The sequence below is a fragment of the Ciceribacter sichuanensis genome, from assembly GCF_024055605.1.
Lineage (GTDB): Bacteria > Pseudomonadota > Alphaproteobacteria > Rhizobiales > Rhizobiaceae > Allorhizobium > Allorhizobium sichuanense.
Window position 1 is genome coordinate 248,393 of the sequence record NZ_JAMXLX010000002.1, and the last position, 15,583, is coordinate 263,975.

The 15,583-nt window shown below is 60.8% G+C and carries 15 protein-coding genes; 6 read left to right on the plus strand and 9 right to left on the minus strand.

The window, feature by feature from the left end; translation table 11 throughout:
• Positions 1-31: 31 nt before the first annotated feature.
• Genes NBH21_RS07585 through NBH21_RS07595 form a run of 3 tightly spaced genes read right to left on the minus strand, consistent with a single transcriptional unit; the run spans position 32 to position 3,734 of the window.
• Entirely contained in the window at positions 32-1,060 is a 1,029-nt protein-coding gene (locus tag NBH21_RS07585) for an ABC transporter ATP-binding protein (RefSeq protein ID WP_250916078.1), read from the minus strand.
• Positions 1,048-2,742 (minus strand): ABC transporter permease, encoded by a 1,695-nt coding sequence (locus NBH21_RS07590; protein ID WP_250916077.1) that lies wholly within the window; start codon positions 2,740-2,742, stop codon positions 1,048-1,050. The genes NBH21_RS07585 and NBH21_RS07590 overlap by 13 nt, the downstream gene beginning before the upstream one ends.
• Before the next feature lie 11 nt (positions 2,743-2,753).
• Positions 2,754-3,734, minus strand: coding sequence for an ABC transporter substrate-binding protein (locus NBH21_RS07595; RefSeq protein WP_250916076.1), 981 nt, complete (start codon positions 3,732-3,734; stop codon positions 2,754-2,756).
• A gap of 290 nt (positions 3,735-4,024) precedes the next feature.
• Here NBH21_RS07595 and NBH21_RS07600 point away from each other — a divergent pair, with 290 nt between their 5' ends.
• The gene (locus NBH21_RS07600) at positions 4,025-5,926 is read left to right on the plus strand and encodes a CASTOR/POLLUX-related putative ion channel (RefSeq protein WP_250916075.1); all 1,902 of its coding nucleotides are present in this window, start codon (positions 4,025-4,027) and stop codon (positions 5,924-5,926) included.
• 56 nt (positions 5,927-5,982) lie between these two features.
• Here NBH21_RS07600 and NBH21_RS07605 read toward each other — a convergent pair whose 3' ends face one another.
• Entirely contained in the window at positions 5,983-7,206 is a 1,224-nt protein-coding gene (locus NBH21_RS07605; RefSeq protein WP_250916074.1) for an aminotransferase-like domain-containing protein, read from the minus strand.
• 251 nt (positions 7,207-7,457) lie between these two features.
• Here NBH21_RS07605 and NBH21_RS07610 point away from each other — a divergent pair, with 251 nt between their 5' ends.
• Complete coding sequence (locus NBH21_RS07610; protein WP_250916073.1) at positions 7,458-8,207, plus strand: DUF4431 domain-containing protein; 750 nt, start codon at positions 7,458-7,460, stop codon at positions 8,205-8,207.
• A 99-nt stretch (positions 8,208-8,306) separates the two neighbouring features.
• Here the strand turns inward: NBH21_RS07610 and ilvC are convergent, their stop codons facing one another.
• Positions 8,307-9,326 (minus strand): ketol-acid reductoisomerase, encoded by a 1,020-nt coding sequence (gene ilvC / locus NBH21_RS07615; RefSeq protein WP_113447314.1) that lies wholly within the window; start codon positions 9,324-9,326, stop codon positions 8,307-8,309.
• Between the two features lie 71 nt (positions 9,327-9,397).
• Complete coding sequence (locus NBH21_RS07620; RefSeq protein ID WP_250916072.1) at positions 9,398-10,036, minus strand: TetR/AcrR family transcriptional regulator; 639 nt, start codon at positions 10,034-10,036, stop codon at positions 9,398-9,400.
• 256 nt (positions 10,037-10,292) lie between these two features.
• Between NBH21_RS07620 and NBH21_RS07625 the strand changes: the two genes are divergently transcribed.
• The gene (locus NBH21_RS07625) at positions 10,293-10,685 is read left to right on the plus strand and encodes a DUF4087 domain-containing protein (protein WP_250916071.1); all 393 of its coding nucleotides are present in this window, start codon (positions 10,293-10,295) and stop codon (positions 10,683-10,685) included.
• A gap of 97 nt (positions 10,686-10,782) precedes the next feature.
• On the opposite strand, the gene NBH21_RS07630 is transcribed toward NBH21_RS07625, so the two are convergent.
• The gene (locus NBH21_RS07630; protein WP_250916070.1) at positions 10,783-11,247 is read right to left on the minus strand and encodes an Lrp/AsnC family transcriptional regulator; all 465 of its coding nucleotides are present in this window, start codon (positions 11,245-11,247) and stop codon (positions 10,783-10,785) included.
• 160 nt (positions 11,248-11,407) lie between these two features.
• On the opposite strand from NBH21_RS07630, the gene NBH21_RS07635 reads away from it, so the two are divergent.
• Both NBH21_RS07635 and NBH21_RS07640 read left to right on the plus strand, forming a co-directional pair.
• Positions 11,408-12,109 (plus strand): aspartate/glutamate racemase family protein, encoded by a 702-nt coding sequence (locus tag NBH21_RS07635; RefSeq protein ID WP_250916069.1) that lies wholly within the window; start codon positions 11,408-11,410, stop codon positions 12,107-12,109.
• 72 nt (positions 12,110-12,181) lie between these two features.
• Positions 12,182-13,111 carry a bifunctional helix-turn-helix transcriptional regulator/GNAT family N-acetyltransferase gene (locus tag NBH21_RS07640; protein ID WP_250916068.1) on the plus strand — a complete coding sequence of 310 codons (930 nt, stop codon included), beginning with the start codon at positions 12,182-12,184 and terminating at the stop codon, positions 13,109-13,111.
• Positions 13,112-13,120: 9 nt separating this feature from the next.
• On the opposite strand, the gene NBH21_RS07645 is transcribed toward NBH21_RS07640, so the two are convergent.
• Complete coding sequence (locus NBH21_RS07645) at positions 13,121-13,528, minus strand: winged helix-turn-helix transcriptional regulator (RefSeq protein ID WP_250916067.1); 408 nt, start codon at positions 13,526-13,528, stop codon at positions 13,121-13,123.
• Between the two features lie 140 nt (positions 13,529-13,668).
• Here NBH21_RS07645 and NBH21_RS07650 point away from each other — a divergent pair, with 140 nt between their 5' ends.
• On the plus strand, positions 13,669-14,553 hold the full coding sequence (locus NBH21_RS07650; RefSeq protein WP_250916066.1) for an SDR family oxidoreductase: 885 nt from the start codon (positions 13,669-13,671) through the stop codon (positions 14,551-14,553).
• 170 nt (positions 14,554-14,723) lie between these two features.
• On the opposite strand, the gene NBH21_RS07655 is transcribed toward NBH21_RS07650, so the two are convergent.
• A complete protein-coding gene (locus NBH21_RS07655) occupies positions 14,724-15,476 on the minus strand; it encodes a pyridoxine 5'-phosphate synthase (protein ID WP_250916065.1) in 753 nt (250 codons plus the stop codon).
• Between the last annotated feature and the right edge of the window lie 107 nt (positions 15,477-15,583).

The window sequence follows — 15,583 nt, forward strand, 5'->3', positions numbered from 1 at the left end:
TGCCGAAACCGCCGCCGCAGTGGCAGCTACCTCAAAGTCGCCACCCCTTGCCAATCACGACCCGCACCCGATCGCCCGGCGTGACCAGGTGTCCGCTATAGGCACGAAGAACCTGCCCGTCCTCGATCCGCAGGCGCAAGGCATAACGTTCGCCCTCGTAAAGCACGGTCTCGATTGTGGCGGCAAGCCCTTCCGGGCCCAGGATAACATCTTGCGGCCTGACCAGCACATCGACCGTCGCTCCGCCGGTGCCGCCCTGTGCCATGAGCGGGGCAAGCTGCTGCCAATCCAGCTCACGGCTTGTGCCGTCGCCTGCGGGGACATTGATGATGGCCCCCTGCCCGATCAGCGAACCCACCAGCCGCCCCTCGGGACGCGCGTAGATCTCGGCCGGCGGAGCCACTTGCAGCAACCTGCCTTCGGACATGACCGCGACATCGGTGGCCAGCGCCATCGCCTCGGCCTGATCGTGCGTGACATAGACCATGGTCGCACCGGAACGCGCATGAAATTCGCGGAAGGTTTCCTCCATCTCCTGACGCAGATGCCGGTCGAGATTGGCGAGCGGTTCGTCGAGCAGCACCACATCCGGGTCCGTCACCAGACTGCGCGCCAGCGCCACCCGCTGGCGTTGCCCGCCGGAGAGATCGGCCGGGCGGCGCTCCGCATATTGCTCCAACCGGACCGCCTTCAACGCCTCACCGACCTTCTCGCGGTAGCGCTTGCCGGAAATGCCACGCACCTTCAGCGGATAGCCGACATTGGCCGCGACCGTCATATGCGGCCAGAGAGCGTAAGACTGGAACACCATCGCCATGTTGCGCCGTTCCGGCGGTACTGCCCCGGAAGCATCGGATAGCACCCGGTCGCCGAGAAGGATGGAACCGTCGCTCGGCGTTTCGAAGCCGGCAATCATCCTCAGCACGGTCGTCTTGCCGCAACCGGATGGCCCGAGCAGCGCCAGGAAACCACCGTCGCGGATCTCCAGCGATACGTCGTTCACGGCGGGCTTGCCGGTTCCGTAATCCTTGCAAAGCTTGTGCAGTGTCAGTTTCGCCAAGGAACGACTCCTTTCGGCAGCCGGGCCGCCATCAGTTCGAGCAGCAGCATCAGAACCACGACCATCGCCACCACCAGCACGGAGAGCGCCGATGCCAAGTCATAGGAGCCGCTGTCATCGAGATTGTAGATCGCCACGCCGAGCGTCTGTGTGCCTGCGGACCAGAGAAGCGCCGAGACCGTGAGTTCGTTGCAGGCGATCAGGAAAACGAGGATGACGGAAGCGCCCGCCGCCGGCGCGATCAGTGGCACGATGATATCCGCGAGCCGCCGCCAGAAACCGGCTCCCGACAGCCGCGCTGCCTCCTCCAGAGCCGGATCGAGCTGGCGCAGCGCACTCACCACAGGCTTCAGCCCCACGGCGAAGAAGCTGGAGAAATAGGCCGCGAGAATGATCCAGATCGTGCCGTAGATGGTGACGCCGAGAAGCGGCAGGGGCGCGGCAAAGACGAGAATGAAGGCGACAGAGATGACGATGCCCGGCAGCGCATAGGGGATCTCGATCATCGCCGAAAGCGCAGCCGAAAGCCGCTTGCCGCCCCGTGTCAGCGCATAACCCGTCAGCACCCCGATCACCAGAAGTCCGAAGGCGGTCGCCGAGGCCAGAAAGATGGAGTTGGCGAAGGCGGTGCGCGTCACCTTCTGGCGGAACAGGATTTCCTCATAGGCTGCAAAGGACGCCGTCTTGAACGACAGAGCCACGCCATAGGCCGGCACCAGCGAAGCGGAGACGAGCGCGATGAACGGTGCGATCAGGATCGCGAAAAGCAGGAGCCACAAGAGGATTTCGACCGGCAGGCGCAGGGCACCCAGCTGGAAGGTGGCGGATGCGCCCGAAAGCCCGATGACGCGATAGTCCCTGCCCCTCAGCGCCCATTCCTGCACCTGCAACCCGACTACCGCCATCACCGCGATCATGCCTGAGAGAATGGCGATGTCACCGAAGGTGCTGGTGCCGAAACTCGCAAACCTGGCATAGACCAGCGTCGGCAGCGTGTAGATCGAAGCGGGGATACCGAGAATGGCCGGAATGCCGAAATTGCCGACGCCGGAAACAAACGCCATGGCAGCGCCCGCAATCAGCCCCGGCAGCGACAATGGCAGGATGATGTCCTTCAACACCTGCCACGGCGAAGCCCCGGAGAGCTTTGCAGCCTCGATACCGTCGCGCGGCAGAGCGAGCAGCCCGGCTCGAAGCGACAGGAAGACGAGCGGTGAATGCTGCACTCCGTAAAGCAGGGCAATACCGGCAATAGAATAGAGCGGCTGGGGGCTGCCGAGCGGCGGCGCAAGACCAAGCGCCTTCAAGAGCGGGCTGGAAGGTCCCGTCATGCCCACCCAGGAAAGTGCCGTTACCTGCGGCGGTATCATCGTCGGCAGCATGAAAAGGAAGCTCAGGAGCCATTTGCCGCGAATGTCGGCGAGCGTCAGCGCCAGCGCGAAAAAGCCGCCGATTGCGACGGCCGCGATCATGCCGAGGACGGACGTCGTCAGCGTATTCCACGCCGCGGTCCAGATCGCCGGATCGGCAAGAAGCTCCAGCGCCTTGCCGTTGAGGATAGAGGAAATGCCAGCCATCACCAACCTTGCGAGCGGCAGCACGCAAAGGCCGGCGACTACGGCCGTGACAAACGGAAACAGCCAGCGGGGCTGGCTGTTCGCATTGGCGGGAAGACGCCGCATGAGCCCTTCGATCAGTTGGTGCCGAAGATGCCGGAGAAGGTCTTCAGGTCTTCGTCGGTTGCCTTGAGCGCGGCAGCGGCGTCGATCGGGAGAACCTTGATGGTATCGCGGGCCGGGAAACCGGCGGGAACGGCCATGCCGTTGCGAGCCGGGATGTAACCGAGCTTCAGGAAGCCTTCCTGCCCCTTTTCGGAAAGCACATAGTCGACGAACTTCTTCGCGGCTTCGGCATTCTTGGTGGACGCGAGAATGCCGACCGGCTCGGTGACGGCGGAGACGCCTTCTTCCGGGAAAACGAACTCGACCGGAGCGCCCTTGGCCTTTTCGCGGATCGGCATGTAGTCGACCACGACGCCGTAAGCCTTCTCACCCGATGCGACGGACTTCAGCACGGCGCCGTTACCGCCGGAAGCGATGGCGCCGTTTGCCTGAAGTTCCTTGTAGTAATCCCAACCGAGCGACGAAACGCCGGCCAGCGTCTGGGCGTGGATGAGTGCGGCACCGGAGGTCAGCGGGCTCGGCATGGTCACGAGGCCCTTGGCTTCCGGCTTGGCAAGATCCTTCCAGCTCGTCGGCTTCATCGTAGCGGCAGTGTTGTACATGATGCCGGTGGTGATGAGCTTGGTGGAATAGTAGAAGCCGTCGGCGTCATAAAGGGTAGCGTCGTAGTTGACTGCTTCCGGCGACTTGTAGGCCAGAAGCTGGTCGTTCTGCTTCATGCGCTCGAGCGTGACAGTGTCGGCGATCAGAAGCACGTCGGCAACCGGGTTGCCCGCTTCGATCTCGGCCATCAGCTTCGCCATGATCTTCGGCGTGCCGTCGCGGACCCAGTCGACCTTCACGTCGGGATTGGCGGCCATGAAGCCATCGACCGTCGCCTGCGCATCTTCGTTCGGCTGGCTGGTGTAGAGCACCAGATTGGCGGCATCGGCCGAAACGGTCATGAAACCGAAAGCGGCAAGCGTAGTGAAGGCGGAAAGCAGAGTTTTCATCGGAACGTCCTCGCAGGTATGAGACGCCGCTCATTAGTGCCGCCGTATAACACCGGCATGACACCGGCCTTTCTTTCCCGATAAAAACGAGGGCGGTCTTCCAGCCGTCCTCAAACACCTTCGTCCAATCGCCCTAGCACCCGGCATTAAAACTGCTTCAACAATCAGCGAATATACCAATTTTTTGAGACTTTTATGGGTTGAATGGCGTTCGATCGGAGTTGGGCGTTGCAGGCCAACCCAAATCCTGCGATGGCGGAAAAATCATCCGACGGAGAATGGTAAGAGACATGAAGACCCGCAGTCACTGGCGCGCGCGGTTGCGCTACGAATTCGACAAGAGCATGGCTGGCGGAGCGATCGCGCTGATCGGCTGGCTGGCCCTCATTTCGCTGGTCGTCATCATTCTCGCCGGCATATTCCTGGCGATCTCGGGCATCGCGCCGGAAGGCGGCGAACCCGTCGGCTTCCTCGAAGGCGTATGGGAATCCCTGATGCGCACCATGGACGCCGGCACCATGGGCGGCGACATGGGATGGGGTTTTCGCATGGTGTCGCTCGTCGTCACCGTCATCGGCATCTTCGTCTTCTCAGCCTTGATCGGCGTCATCTCTTCCGGCCTTGAGGACAAGCTAAGCGAGCTGCGCAAGGGGCGCTCCCGCGTCCTTGAGACCGATCACACCATCATCCTCAACTGGTCGCCTTCCATCTTCGACGTCATCAACGAGTTGGTGATAGCCAACCAGAGCCGCAGGAAACCACGCATCGTCATCATGGCCGACAAGGACAAGGTGGAGATGGAAGACGAAATCGCCACCAAGGTCGAGGACCTGAAGAACACAAGGATCATCTGCCGCAGCGGCGATCCGACCGACCTCTACGATCTCGACATCGTCAACGCCCAGACCTCCCGCTCGATCATCGTCCTGTCGCCGGAAGGCGAGGATGCCGATTCCCGTGTGGTCAAGTCGGTGCTTGCCCTGGTCAACGATCCCAAACGTCGGATCGAACCCTACAAGATCGCCGCCGAGATCCGCGACGGCCGCAATGCCGAAGTCGCCCGCATCGTCGGCGGCCACGAACTGCAACTCGTTCTCGCCGACGACCTCATCTCCCGCATCGTCGTCCACACGAGTCGCCAGTCCGGTCTCTCCGCCGTCTATTCCGAACTGCTCGATTTCGACGGTTGCGAGATCTATACGCTCGAGCAGCCGGAACTGACCGGCAAGCCCTTTGGCGCTGCCGTGATGAGCTACGAAAACTGCTCGTTGATCGGCATATGCGATGCATCCGGTGCCGTAATTCTCAATCCGCCGCCGGCAAGGGTTTTCGAACAGGGCGACCGCGCGATCATCATTGCCGAGGACGACGCCTCGATCCGCATATGGAACGGCAATCTGGAGATCGCCAAGGAAACGATCCGCCCAGCGGCCAAGCGCGAACGTCAGCCGGAACGCACGCTGGTCCTCGGCTGGAACCGTCGCGGTCCGATCATCGCCTCGGAACTCGCCCGCTATGTCGCCCCCGGCTCGCATCTCACGATCGCCGCCAACTCCGCGGCCTTCGACAGGGACGTCGGCAATTTGGACATCGATCCTACCGTAATGACGGTCGAATGTCGTGTAGTCGACACCAGCGACCGGACCTCCCTCGACGCCCTGGCTATCCCCACCTTCGACCACGTACTGGTTCTCGGCTACAGCGACGACCTTTCGGCACAGGGCGCCGATACTCGTACCCTCATTACTCTTCTCCAACTGCGCCGCATTGCCGAGCGTTCCGGCAAACGCGTCAGCGTCGTCAGCGAGATGATCGACATCCGCAACCGGCAGCTTGCCGAAGTCACCCGCGCCGACGACTTCGTCGTCAGCAACAAGCTGGTCAGCCTGATGCTGGCGCAGGCCTCGGAAAACGAGTTCATGGCAGCGATCTTCAACGAACTGCTGGATGAAAAGGGCTCGGAAATCTACATGCGCCCCGTCACGGATTACGTATCCATCAACCAGCAGGTCAACTTCTTCACCATCAGCCTGGCAGCCCTGCGGCGTGGCGAGATCGCCATCGGCTACCGCCGGCAGCGCGAGGACGATGCCGACGCCCGCAAGCTCGGCGGTGTCACCGTCAATCCCTTGAAATCCGAGAGGATCACCTACTCGGCCCGAGACATGGTGATCGTGCTCGCCGCTGATTGATGCAACAAAAAAGCCCGGCTTCCACCGGGCTTTTTCTCTCTGCCATTTGAACGGCCTCAGGCCGCCAGCGCCAGCGCGCCGCTGACCAGACGACCAAGGCGTTTGATGCCTTCGTCGATCATCTCCTCGTTGGCGCAGGAGAACGAAAGCCGCAACGTGTTGGCTCCGGAACGGTCGGCAAAGAAGGCTTGGCCTGGCACGAAGGCAACCTTTTCCGTCTCGACGGAACGGGCGAGAAGTTCGCCTCCGTCCAGCCCTTCCGGCAGCGTCACCCAGACGAACATGCCGCCTTCCGGCCGCGTCCAGACTGTGCCGGCCGGCATGTACTTCTCCAGAGCCGCCAGCATGGCATTGCGCCTTTCGCTGTAGGCAGCCCTGATCTTGGCGACCTGCTGGTCGAAATGCCGTGTCGCCACATGGGCGATGGCCATCTGGTTGATGGTAGACGAGTGCAGGTCGGCCGCCTGCTTCATCAGCACGAGCTTGCGGATAACCGGCATTGCCGCGACCACGAAACCGACCCGTAGGCCCGGCGCCAGCGTCTTGGAAAAGGAGCCGCTATAGATCGTACGGGTATTTTCGATCGAGCCCTTTTCCGCGATCTCCAGCGCCAGGATTGGCGGGGTCGCCTCGCCGTCATAGCGCAGCGACTGGTAAGCGGCATCCTCGATGATGGCGATATCGAGTTCATCCGCCAGCTTGAGCAGGCGGCGGCGTCCGTCGAGGTTAACGGTCTCGCCTGTGGGATTGGCGAAATCGGCGGAGAGATAGGCGAACTTCACTTCGCCGCCGAGGTTTTCCGCAGCCGCCCTGTAACTCTCCGGCGTCCGGTTGCCGAAGGTCAGTTGATCGTAATTCGGCTCATAGGCATTGAAGGCCTGCAGCGCACCGAGATAGGTCGGCCAGTTCACCAGCGCGGTATCCTTCGGCGACAGGAACAGTTTTCCGAGATAATCGAGGGCCTGCTGCGAACCGGAGGTGATGAAGATGTTGTCGACCGTGCAGGCTATCCCGAGCTTTTCCATCTCGCCCTTCAGCCATTCGCGCAGCGGCTTGTAGCCCTCGCTCACAGAATACTGCAGCGCTGCCGCCGCTTCTGCGCCCGAGAAGATATCGGCATAGGCGGCCTTGAAGGCCTCGTCGGGGAAGAGTGCCGGATCGGGAATCCCACCGGCAAAGGAAATGATGTCCGGACGCTCGAGAAGCTTCAGCAATTCTCGGATTTCGGATGCACGCATGCGCGACGACCGCGTCGCGAAGATATGGTCCCAATTCAGCACGGGAGTTTCCTCGAAGTGTTTTTAGAATGCGCTCAGATGACCATGAATGGCTCGATATGTCAATAATACTGACCTATCGTGTTTTGAAACTTTTCCAGACAATGGACATGCGTGGCGCAACAATCATTCGCCTGAAGTAATCACGAGGCAAGATTACGTCGATTTCAGTCGTGTACTACGCCTTTTGGCAGCGGATGCGATCCGGCTGCAAAGGTGCTAGAAAAGCGACGGTGCAACACGGGGGCTAGAAGATGCAAAAGGGGCTTTCGGTTTTCATCCTGATGGCCGCATCGCTGTTCCCTGCATCCGCGTTTGCCGGCTGCTTCGACCTCGCCAAGGGACAGCCGTCGAGCCTCAGCGGCGTGCTGACCCACCACATCTTTCCGGGACCGCCCAACTTCGAGGATGTCCAGAAGGGCGACACGCCGGAACCCGGCTACATCCTGAAGCTGGATGACAACATCTGCCTTACGGGAGACGTCGACTTCGCCGACCCCAAGCTCCGTTTCGACGAGGTACAGCTTGTCCCGACCGACGAGACCAGCGCGGATATGAGGACACTACGCGACAGCCGCGTGCACGTCATCCTCAAGGACCCGATGCCCGCCATGACCGGCCATCACCACCGCCCGCTGGTGGCCTGGGTGACGGCCATAGAGCCGCAAGGTGACCCAACGAAAAACTACGGCACAGCGGCAACGACAGTCGAAGCCTTCTACAAGGCTCTGGAAACCGGCGATGGGATGCTCGCCGCACGCTTCATCATTCCGGAAAAGACGGAGAAGGGCCTGCTGTCTCCCGGCTCGCTCTCGCGGTTCTATGGAAATCTCGATGAGCCGTTGGAACTGCATGACGTCCACGCGCTCGCCGACGACAGGTTCCTTGTCCGCTACCGGTTTCGCGATGGCGAAAGGGTCTGCGACGGCCGCGCCACCGTCACCACTACCCGCCGCGACGGCCGCGCCTTCATCAAATCGATCCGGGCCGATAGTGGCTGCTGAGTGGCCAAAGAAAAAGGCCGGGGAAGTAACCTCCCCGGCCCGGATATTCTGGCTTTTCCGATCCGATGACGCACAAGACGCGCGCCAGGATGACGGAGATTAGTTGCGGGCCTTGTCGACCAGCTTGTTCTTGCCGATCCAGGGCATCATGGCGCGGAGCTTGGTGCCAACTTCCTCGATCTGGTGGCTGTCGTTCAGGCGGCGGATACCCTTGAAGCGGGCGGCACCGGCGCGGTATTCCTGCATCCAGTCCGAGGTGAACTTGCCGGTCTGGATGTCGTGCAGAACGCGCTTCATTTCAGCCTTGGTTTCGGCAGTGATGATGCGCGGACCGGTGACGTATTCGCCCCATTCGGCCGTGTTGGAGATCGAGTAGTTCATGTTGGCGATACCGCCTTCATAGATCAGGTCGACGATCAGCTTCACTTCGTGCAGGCACTCGAAATAGGCCATTTCCGGAGCGTAACCGCCTTCGACCAGCGTTTCGAAGCCGGCGCGGATGAGCTCGACGAGACCGCCGCAGAGAACGACCTGTTCGCCGAAGAGATCGGTTTCGCACTCTTCCTTGAACGAGGTTTCAATGATGCCCGAACGGCCGCCGCCAACGCCACAGGCGTAGGAGAGAGCGAGTTCAAGCGCGTTGCCGGAAGCGTTCTGATGGATGGCAACGAGGCAGGGAACGCCGCCGCCCTTCTGGTATTCGCCGCGAACGGTGTGGCCCGGGCCCTTCGGCGCGATCATGACGACATCGACCGAAGCCTTCGGCTCGATCAGGCCGAAATGAACGTTGAGACCGTGGGCGAAAGCGATGGCAGCGCCGTCACGGATGTTCGGAGCGATGTCGGCCTTGTAGATATCAGCCTGAAGTTCGTCCGGGGTCGCCATCATCATCAGGTCGGCCCAGGCGGCAGCTTCGGCGACGGTCATGACCTTGAAACCGTCGGCTTCGGCCTTCTTGGCGGTTGCGGAGCCGGCCTTGAGCGCGATCGCAACATTCTGCGCACCGCTGTCCTTCAGGTTGAGGGCGTGTGCACGGCCCTGGGAGCCATAGCCGATGATGGCGACCTTCTTGGCCTTGATGAGGTTCAAGTCGGCATCACGATCGTAATAGACGCGCATCGTATTTTCCTTCCCTATGCTTGTCGGTTGTAATGGGTGTCGGTATTCGGCGAACCGTTGAGGGCGGAACCCTACGGCCCTGCCAAAGCTTTTTCCGTGCCGTAGAGCACGAGGAAGGCGTGTACCGCTTTCTCGGCCCTGGCAGCGAAATTCTTCGGATTGGGCGCCTCGCCGAGCAGCATGCGCACATGCAGGTCGGAGACAATCAGCCCGTAAAGCGTACGATAAGCCTCTTCGCCATCGGAAAAGCGCAGCAGGCCATCGCGCTGGCCCGCGTCGAGAAGCGCCCGCGCGCGCCGGTCGATCTGCCGACGGCCTCGCTCGAGCAAGAGCGTGCCGAGCTTCGATCCGTCACGGCTGCTCTGGCCGATCGCCAGACGGTTGAGCGCCAGCGAAACGTCGCCCGCGAGAACATCCAGCAGGTCGTGGGCGAAGACATCGAGATGATCCTTGAGGCTTGCAGCGCTCAGGCGTTCGCCCGGGCGCTCGACGGTCCTGACCTTGCTCGCCTGATAGGAGATCATCGCGGACAGAAGGCCGTCGCGGTCCCCGAACCACTTGTAGAGGCTTTCCTTGGAGCAGTTGGCGGCGCGCGCTAGGCCGGCGGTCGTCAGCGCCTTGTCACCGCCCTCGACGAGCAGACGCAACGCTTCCGCCAGAACGGCGCTCTGGCGCGGCGTGAATTCAGCGGTGGCGGCTTCGGTCTGCAAGATGATGATCCTCAAGTACCGTACGGTACGGTTCTGTTTATCGGCAAAAAAATCGGCGGTCAAGTCCCTTCAAAAAGACGGTCGTCCAACGCCGGCATCAGATCCATGAACCGGCTGTGACAAGGGTCGAGAACGAAAGCCGGAAAACCGTCGACGGTGAATGAACTCTGATCCCGGCCAGTTTTGGTGTTTGGCCTTGCGGCCCCAGCGCGATAAAGCAGGACGATCAACTCATCCGGCCCGAAGGATCGTCTCCATGTCGTTGCGCATCGTCACCCTGCTTATAGCCTCCGCCAGCCTCCTTGCTGCGACCCCGCTGGCCGCAGCACCCGAGAACCGCTGCGGCTGGATCCAGAATCCCACACCCGGCAACTACTGGCTGGACGACCGTGACGGCACCTGGATCATCACCACGCAAGGGATGGACGACGAACCGCTCGGCATGGAGAACTTTCCGGACATCTCGACCGGCGACTACGTCGCCGTCAACGGTAACTACGGCTACACCTGCGGATGCGTGAAAGCCGAAACGGAAAAGAATACCGATCCCGCTCTCTCGGTGAAGGGAAAGATCACCGCCATCTACGGCGTCAAGCTCCTTCCCCTCAAGACATGCCTCGCGGACCGTAACCTGCCCAAGCCCGAGTAACGCTGGCGACCCGCGCCGTCAGCTTCATGCCGCTCCAAAATCTTCTTTTTGAAGCATAATCTTACCGATCCTCGTTTCACTCCGGTCGGATCACGCTCTAAACGGCGTAGCTGACCGGCACCGCCTGCCCGCTCTTCAACGTCTCCATGGAGATGAAGGCGGAAACGTCGAACAGTTCGATACGTTTGACCAGACGACGGTAGACCACGTCGTAATTCTCGACCTGAGGCAGCACGATCTTCAGCAGATAGTCGTAGCTGCCTGTCAGCCTGTGCGCCTCGACGATCTCAGCAATATCAGCGATTGCCCCCCGAAATGTCTCGATCCAGTCATCGGAATGATGCGCCGTCTTCACCAGCGCAAAGACGGTCGTCGGGACGCCGATCTTTTCCCGGTCGAGAATCGCGATCCGCTTCGAGATATATCCCGCATCCTCAAGCCGCTGGATACGGCGGGAACAAGCCGAGGCGGACAGCGAAACCAGCTCGGCAAGGTCCGCCAACGGAACGGAGGCATCGCGCTGCAGGGCGTCGAGAATCTTTCGGTCGCGGTCATCAAGCATATACAACTCCCAACTGCCGGACCAACGCCGGAAAACTGCAAAAAACAACTATAATCTGCATTCAGAATGCACGAACTATGGATGCCGCCTTCGCAATTGCAAGCCATTCGCTCCGGCGGTGTGTCACAATCCCAAGAACAATTTCTTCCGGAGAAGCAAGATGAAACGTGTTGGGTTGATTGGCGGCATGAGTTTCGAGAGTTCGGCGGTTTACTACCGTCTGATCAATGAGATAGTTCGCGATCGTGTGGGCGGCCTCGCTTCGGCCGACATGCTCATGCATTCGGTCAACTTCTCCGAAATCGTCGGCTACCAGAAGGCCGGGCGGTGGGACTTGGCAGAAAAGCGCCTCGCCGAAGTGGCCGGCGGCCTGCAGGCAGCGGGCGCGGATTGCATATTGATCTGCACCAACACCATGCATCTCGTCGCCAATGGCGTCTCTGAAACCATCGACATTCCCCTCATCAATATCATCGACGTGACTGCAAAGGCGATTGCGGGGAATGGGTATCGCCGCCCCTTGCTCCTCGCCACCCGCTATACGATGGAGCACGGCTTCTACACCGACCGGATGCGGACCCATGGCCTCGATCCGCTCGTCCCGGATGAGGATGACCGTATTCGCGCGCACTCGATAATTTTCGATGAACTCTGCGCAGGACAGGTCAGGGATACATCCCGCGACGCCATGAACGCCATGATCGAAAAGGCAAAACGCGCCGGCGCCGATAGTGTTATTCTCGGCTGCACGGAGATCTGCCTTCTCCTCGATCCGCAAAATCTGCCCCTGCCGGGTTTCGATTCAACCGAGCTTCACGCATCTGCCGCCGCGGACTTCGCGCTCGCGGCCTGGCCATCATAAATTGGACTTAGTCCAATAACTAATTGTCATCGTCATGTTATTCGTCTATCCAGCATCGAAAGGGAGAAATCGATGCTGGATAGACGAGACCTTTCGACGATAGAGGCAATGCGCGCCTTCAACCGATTCTACACCGACCGAATCGGCATCCTGGACCGGGCCTATCTCAAGGCCGACTACACGCTGGCCGAAGCACGTGTCGTCTACGAACTCGGATCCCGCGGTCGCGCTTCGGCCACGGAACTCGTCCGCGACCTGCATCTCGATCCAGCCTATCTCAGCCGCATCATCAAGGCGTTCCGTTCCGCCGAACTCATCGAACAGACGCGAGATCCCGAAGACGGCCGCAGCCAGATCATCAGCCTCACTCCGAAAGGCGTGGCCGAGTACGAGGCACTCGGCGAACTGTCGCGAAACCAGCTTGCGCTGATGCTGGAACCGCTCGGCCCCTCCGAACGTGAGACGCTGGTCGATGGCATGGCAGCGATCACCCGCCTGCTCGACGACGAGCGGCGCAACACGGTACCCCCGATCCTCAGACCCCACCGTCCCGGCGATCTCGGCTGGATCATCCAGTCCCAGTCCGAATTCTACGTGCGTGAATTCGGCTGGAACGACAAATTCGAGGCGCTGGTCTCCGATGTTGCCGCAAGATTTCTGTCCGGTTTCAATCCGGCCCGCGACTATTGCTGGATCGCCGAGCGTCACGGCGTTCGCATCGGTTCGGCGCTGGTCATGGATGGCGGCAATGATATCGCCAAACTGAGGCTGCTCTATGTAGACGAAGCCGCGCGCGGCCTTGGCCTCGGGCGCCTACTGGTCGATCAGTGCATCGATTTCGCCCGCCGCGCCGGCTACCGGCAGATCACGCTCTGGACCAACGACATCCTGCATGCCGCCCGCCACATCTATGTCACGGCCGGTTTCAGGCTTGTAACGGAGGAACAGCACACGCTTTTCGGCCCGGAACTGAACGGGCAGACATGGACCCTCGATCTCTGACCGATGTTCTCAGACACCCTCGGCATCGAAACGCTGGCGCGCCTCCCGCACGGCAAGGAAATTCGTTTCCGCCCACTCCAGAAGACCGGCGAGCGCCTTGAAAAGCGATTGCCCAAGCTCCGTCAGCCGGTATTCGACGCTCGGCGGCTTGGTCGGAAAAACCGTGCGCTGGACGTAACCATCCCGTTGCAGCTCGCGAAGGGTCTGCGTCAGCATTCGTTGGGAGATATCAGGAACCAGCCGCCGCAATTCGCCGAAGCGGTAAGGCCGCTCCCAGAGAAGGATGAGCAACAGGCTCGACCACTTTCCGCCGATATGATCGATAACGGAACGAACCGGACAATCGGCAAGCGACGGCCCGTCAACTCCCTTGTAGGCGGCGATTTTGGCCTCGAATCCCGAAATGGCGATGGTCATATGGTTCCTTTATGATCAGGTGGGCACCAAAAAGTGCCTTCTTTACAAGTCATCGTCAATTCCCATTTTAGCGTTACTCTCATTTTGAGAGCGCCATTTTCGCTGCGAAGACCCTCGCAGCAATGCAAAGGGAAAAGACCATGAGCAAGATCCTCGTCACTGGCGCCTCCGGCAAGCTCGGCGGCCTCGTCATCGACAACCTGATCGCCAAACAGGGCGTTGCACCGGCCGATATCGTCGCCGGCACCCGCGATCCGTCGAAGCTCTCTGCTCTCGTCGCCAAGGGCGTGGAAGCCCGCAAGGTCGATTTCGACGATCCGGCCTCGCTGGAAGCCGCCTTCAAGGGTATCGACCGCCTGCTGATCGTCTCCACCGACGAACTGGCCATTCCCGGCAAGCGCCTCATACAGCACAAGGCAGCCGTCGAGGCCGCAAAGAAGGCCGGCGTCGGCCGCCTTTTCTACACCTCCCTGCCCAATCCCGACATCTCCAAGGTCACCTTCGCTCCCGACCATTTCGGCACTGAAGAAGCAATCAAGGCAACCGGCCTGCCCTACACCTTCTTCCGCAACAGCTGGTACATGGAAAACCTGTTCATGGCCCTCCCCGCCGCTCTCGGCTCGGGCAGTTGGTACACCTCCTCCGGTGAGGGCAAGATCGGCCACATCAGCCGTGCCGACATCGCCAAGGCCATCGCCGGCGCCCTTGCCAAGCCGGTTTCGGAAAGCGTCATCTACACGCTGACGGGCGAGAAGACCTACACGACCGACGAGATTGCAGCCCTCGTGCGTGAAGTGACCGGCAAGCCGCTCGCTGTCGTGCATGTAACCGACGAGCAGCTTGCCGCCGGCATGGCAGGCGCCGGCGTCCCCGCCCCGTTCATCCCGACCTTCGTCTCCTTCGACACGAATACCCGCGAAGGCCTGTTCGACGTCACCAATGACGAAGCTGCCAAGCTGTCCGGTGAGAAACTCGTTTCGCTCAAGGAATTCCTGATCGCGAACAAGGCAGCCCTCAGCGCCTGATTCACACGGTGCTTTACGAAAAAGGCCCGGCGTTCGTCGCCGGGCCTTCTGTTTATCTGCACGGCCGCCATCGACCTAGCGCATCGGCCCGAAAATCGGAATCGATTTTCGGACAGCTCGATGCGTAGATTCAAGATGTTAGAGCGCTGAAAAGAACTACTTCTCTCGCGTCAGACCGTCTGCCCGCAGGCGCGACGGAAGCGACGCACCGTTTCGGCCATACCGTATTCCAGCGCGTCGGCCGTCAATCCGTGACCGATCGAAACTTCGGCAAGTCCGGGAATGCGCTTCATCAGCGCCGGCAGGTTGGCGACGGTCAGGTCGTGCCCCCCATTGACGTCAAGACCGCATGCAAAAGCTGCGTCCGCCGTCCGCCCGAGCAGCTCGATCTCCTGCGCCGCCTTGTCCGGATTATCGAAACAGCCGCCATAGGGGCCGGTGTAGAGTTCGATGCGATCGGCCCCCGTCTGCCTTGCCACGGCAGCCGCCTCGGCATCGCCGTCACCATCGGCAAAAAGCGAAACGCGCATACCCTTCGACTTCAGCCGCGCAACGGTCTCGGTGAGGAATGCCTTGTGTTTTCTGAAATCCCAGCCGTGATCCGACGTCGCCTGGCTCGGATCGTCGGGCACCAGCGTCACCTGCTCCGGCTCGGTCTGCTCACACAGGACAAGGAAATCCTCGGTCGGATAGCCCTCGATGTTGAATTCGGCATGGGGAAAATCGTCATCGATCAGAGCCCGCAACACCGGCAGGTCCGAAAAACGGATATGCCGCTGGTCCGGCCTTGGATGAACGGTCAATCCGCTGGCTCCGGCTTCAAGAGCAAGCCGCCCGAAGCGCGCCACATCCGGCCATGGCAAATCCCGGCGGTTGCGGAGCATGGCAATGGCATTGAGATTGACGGAGAGCTTGGCCGGCATCGCGATCTTTCCAGGCTATGGTTTTCGAGAGCCAAGCATTTAGGCGATCAGGCCGGGGAACGCCAACGAGAATCGCACATGATCCCATCGACGGCATTGATGAATGT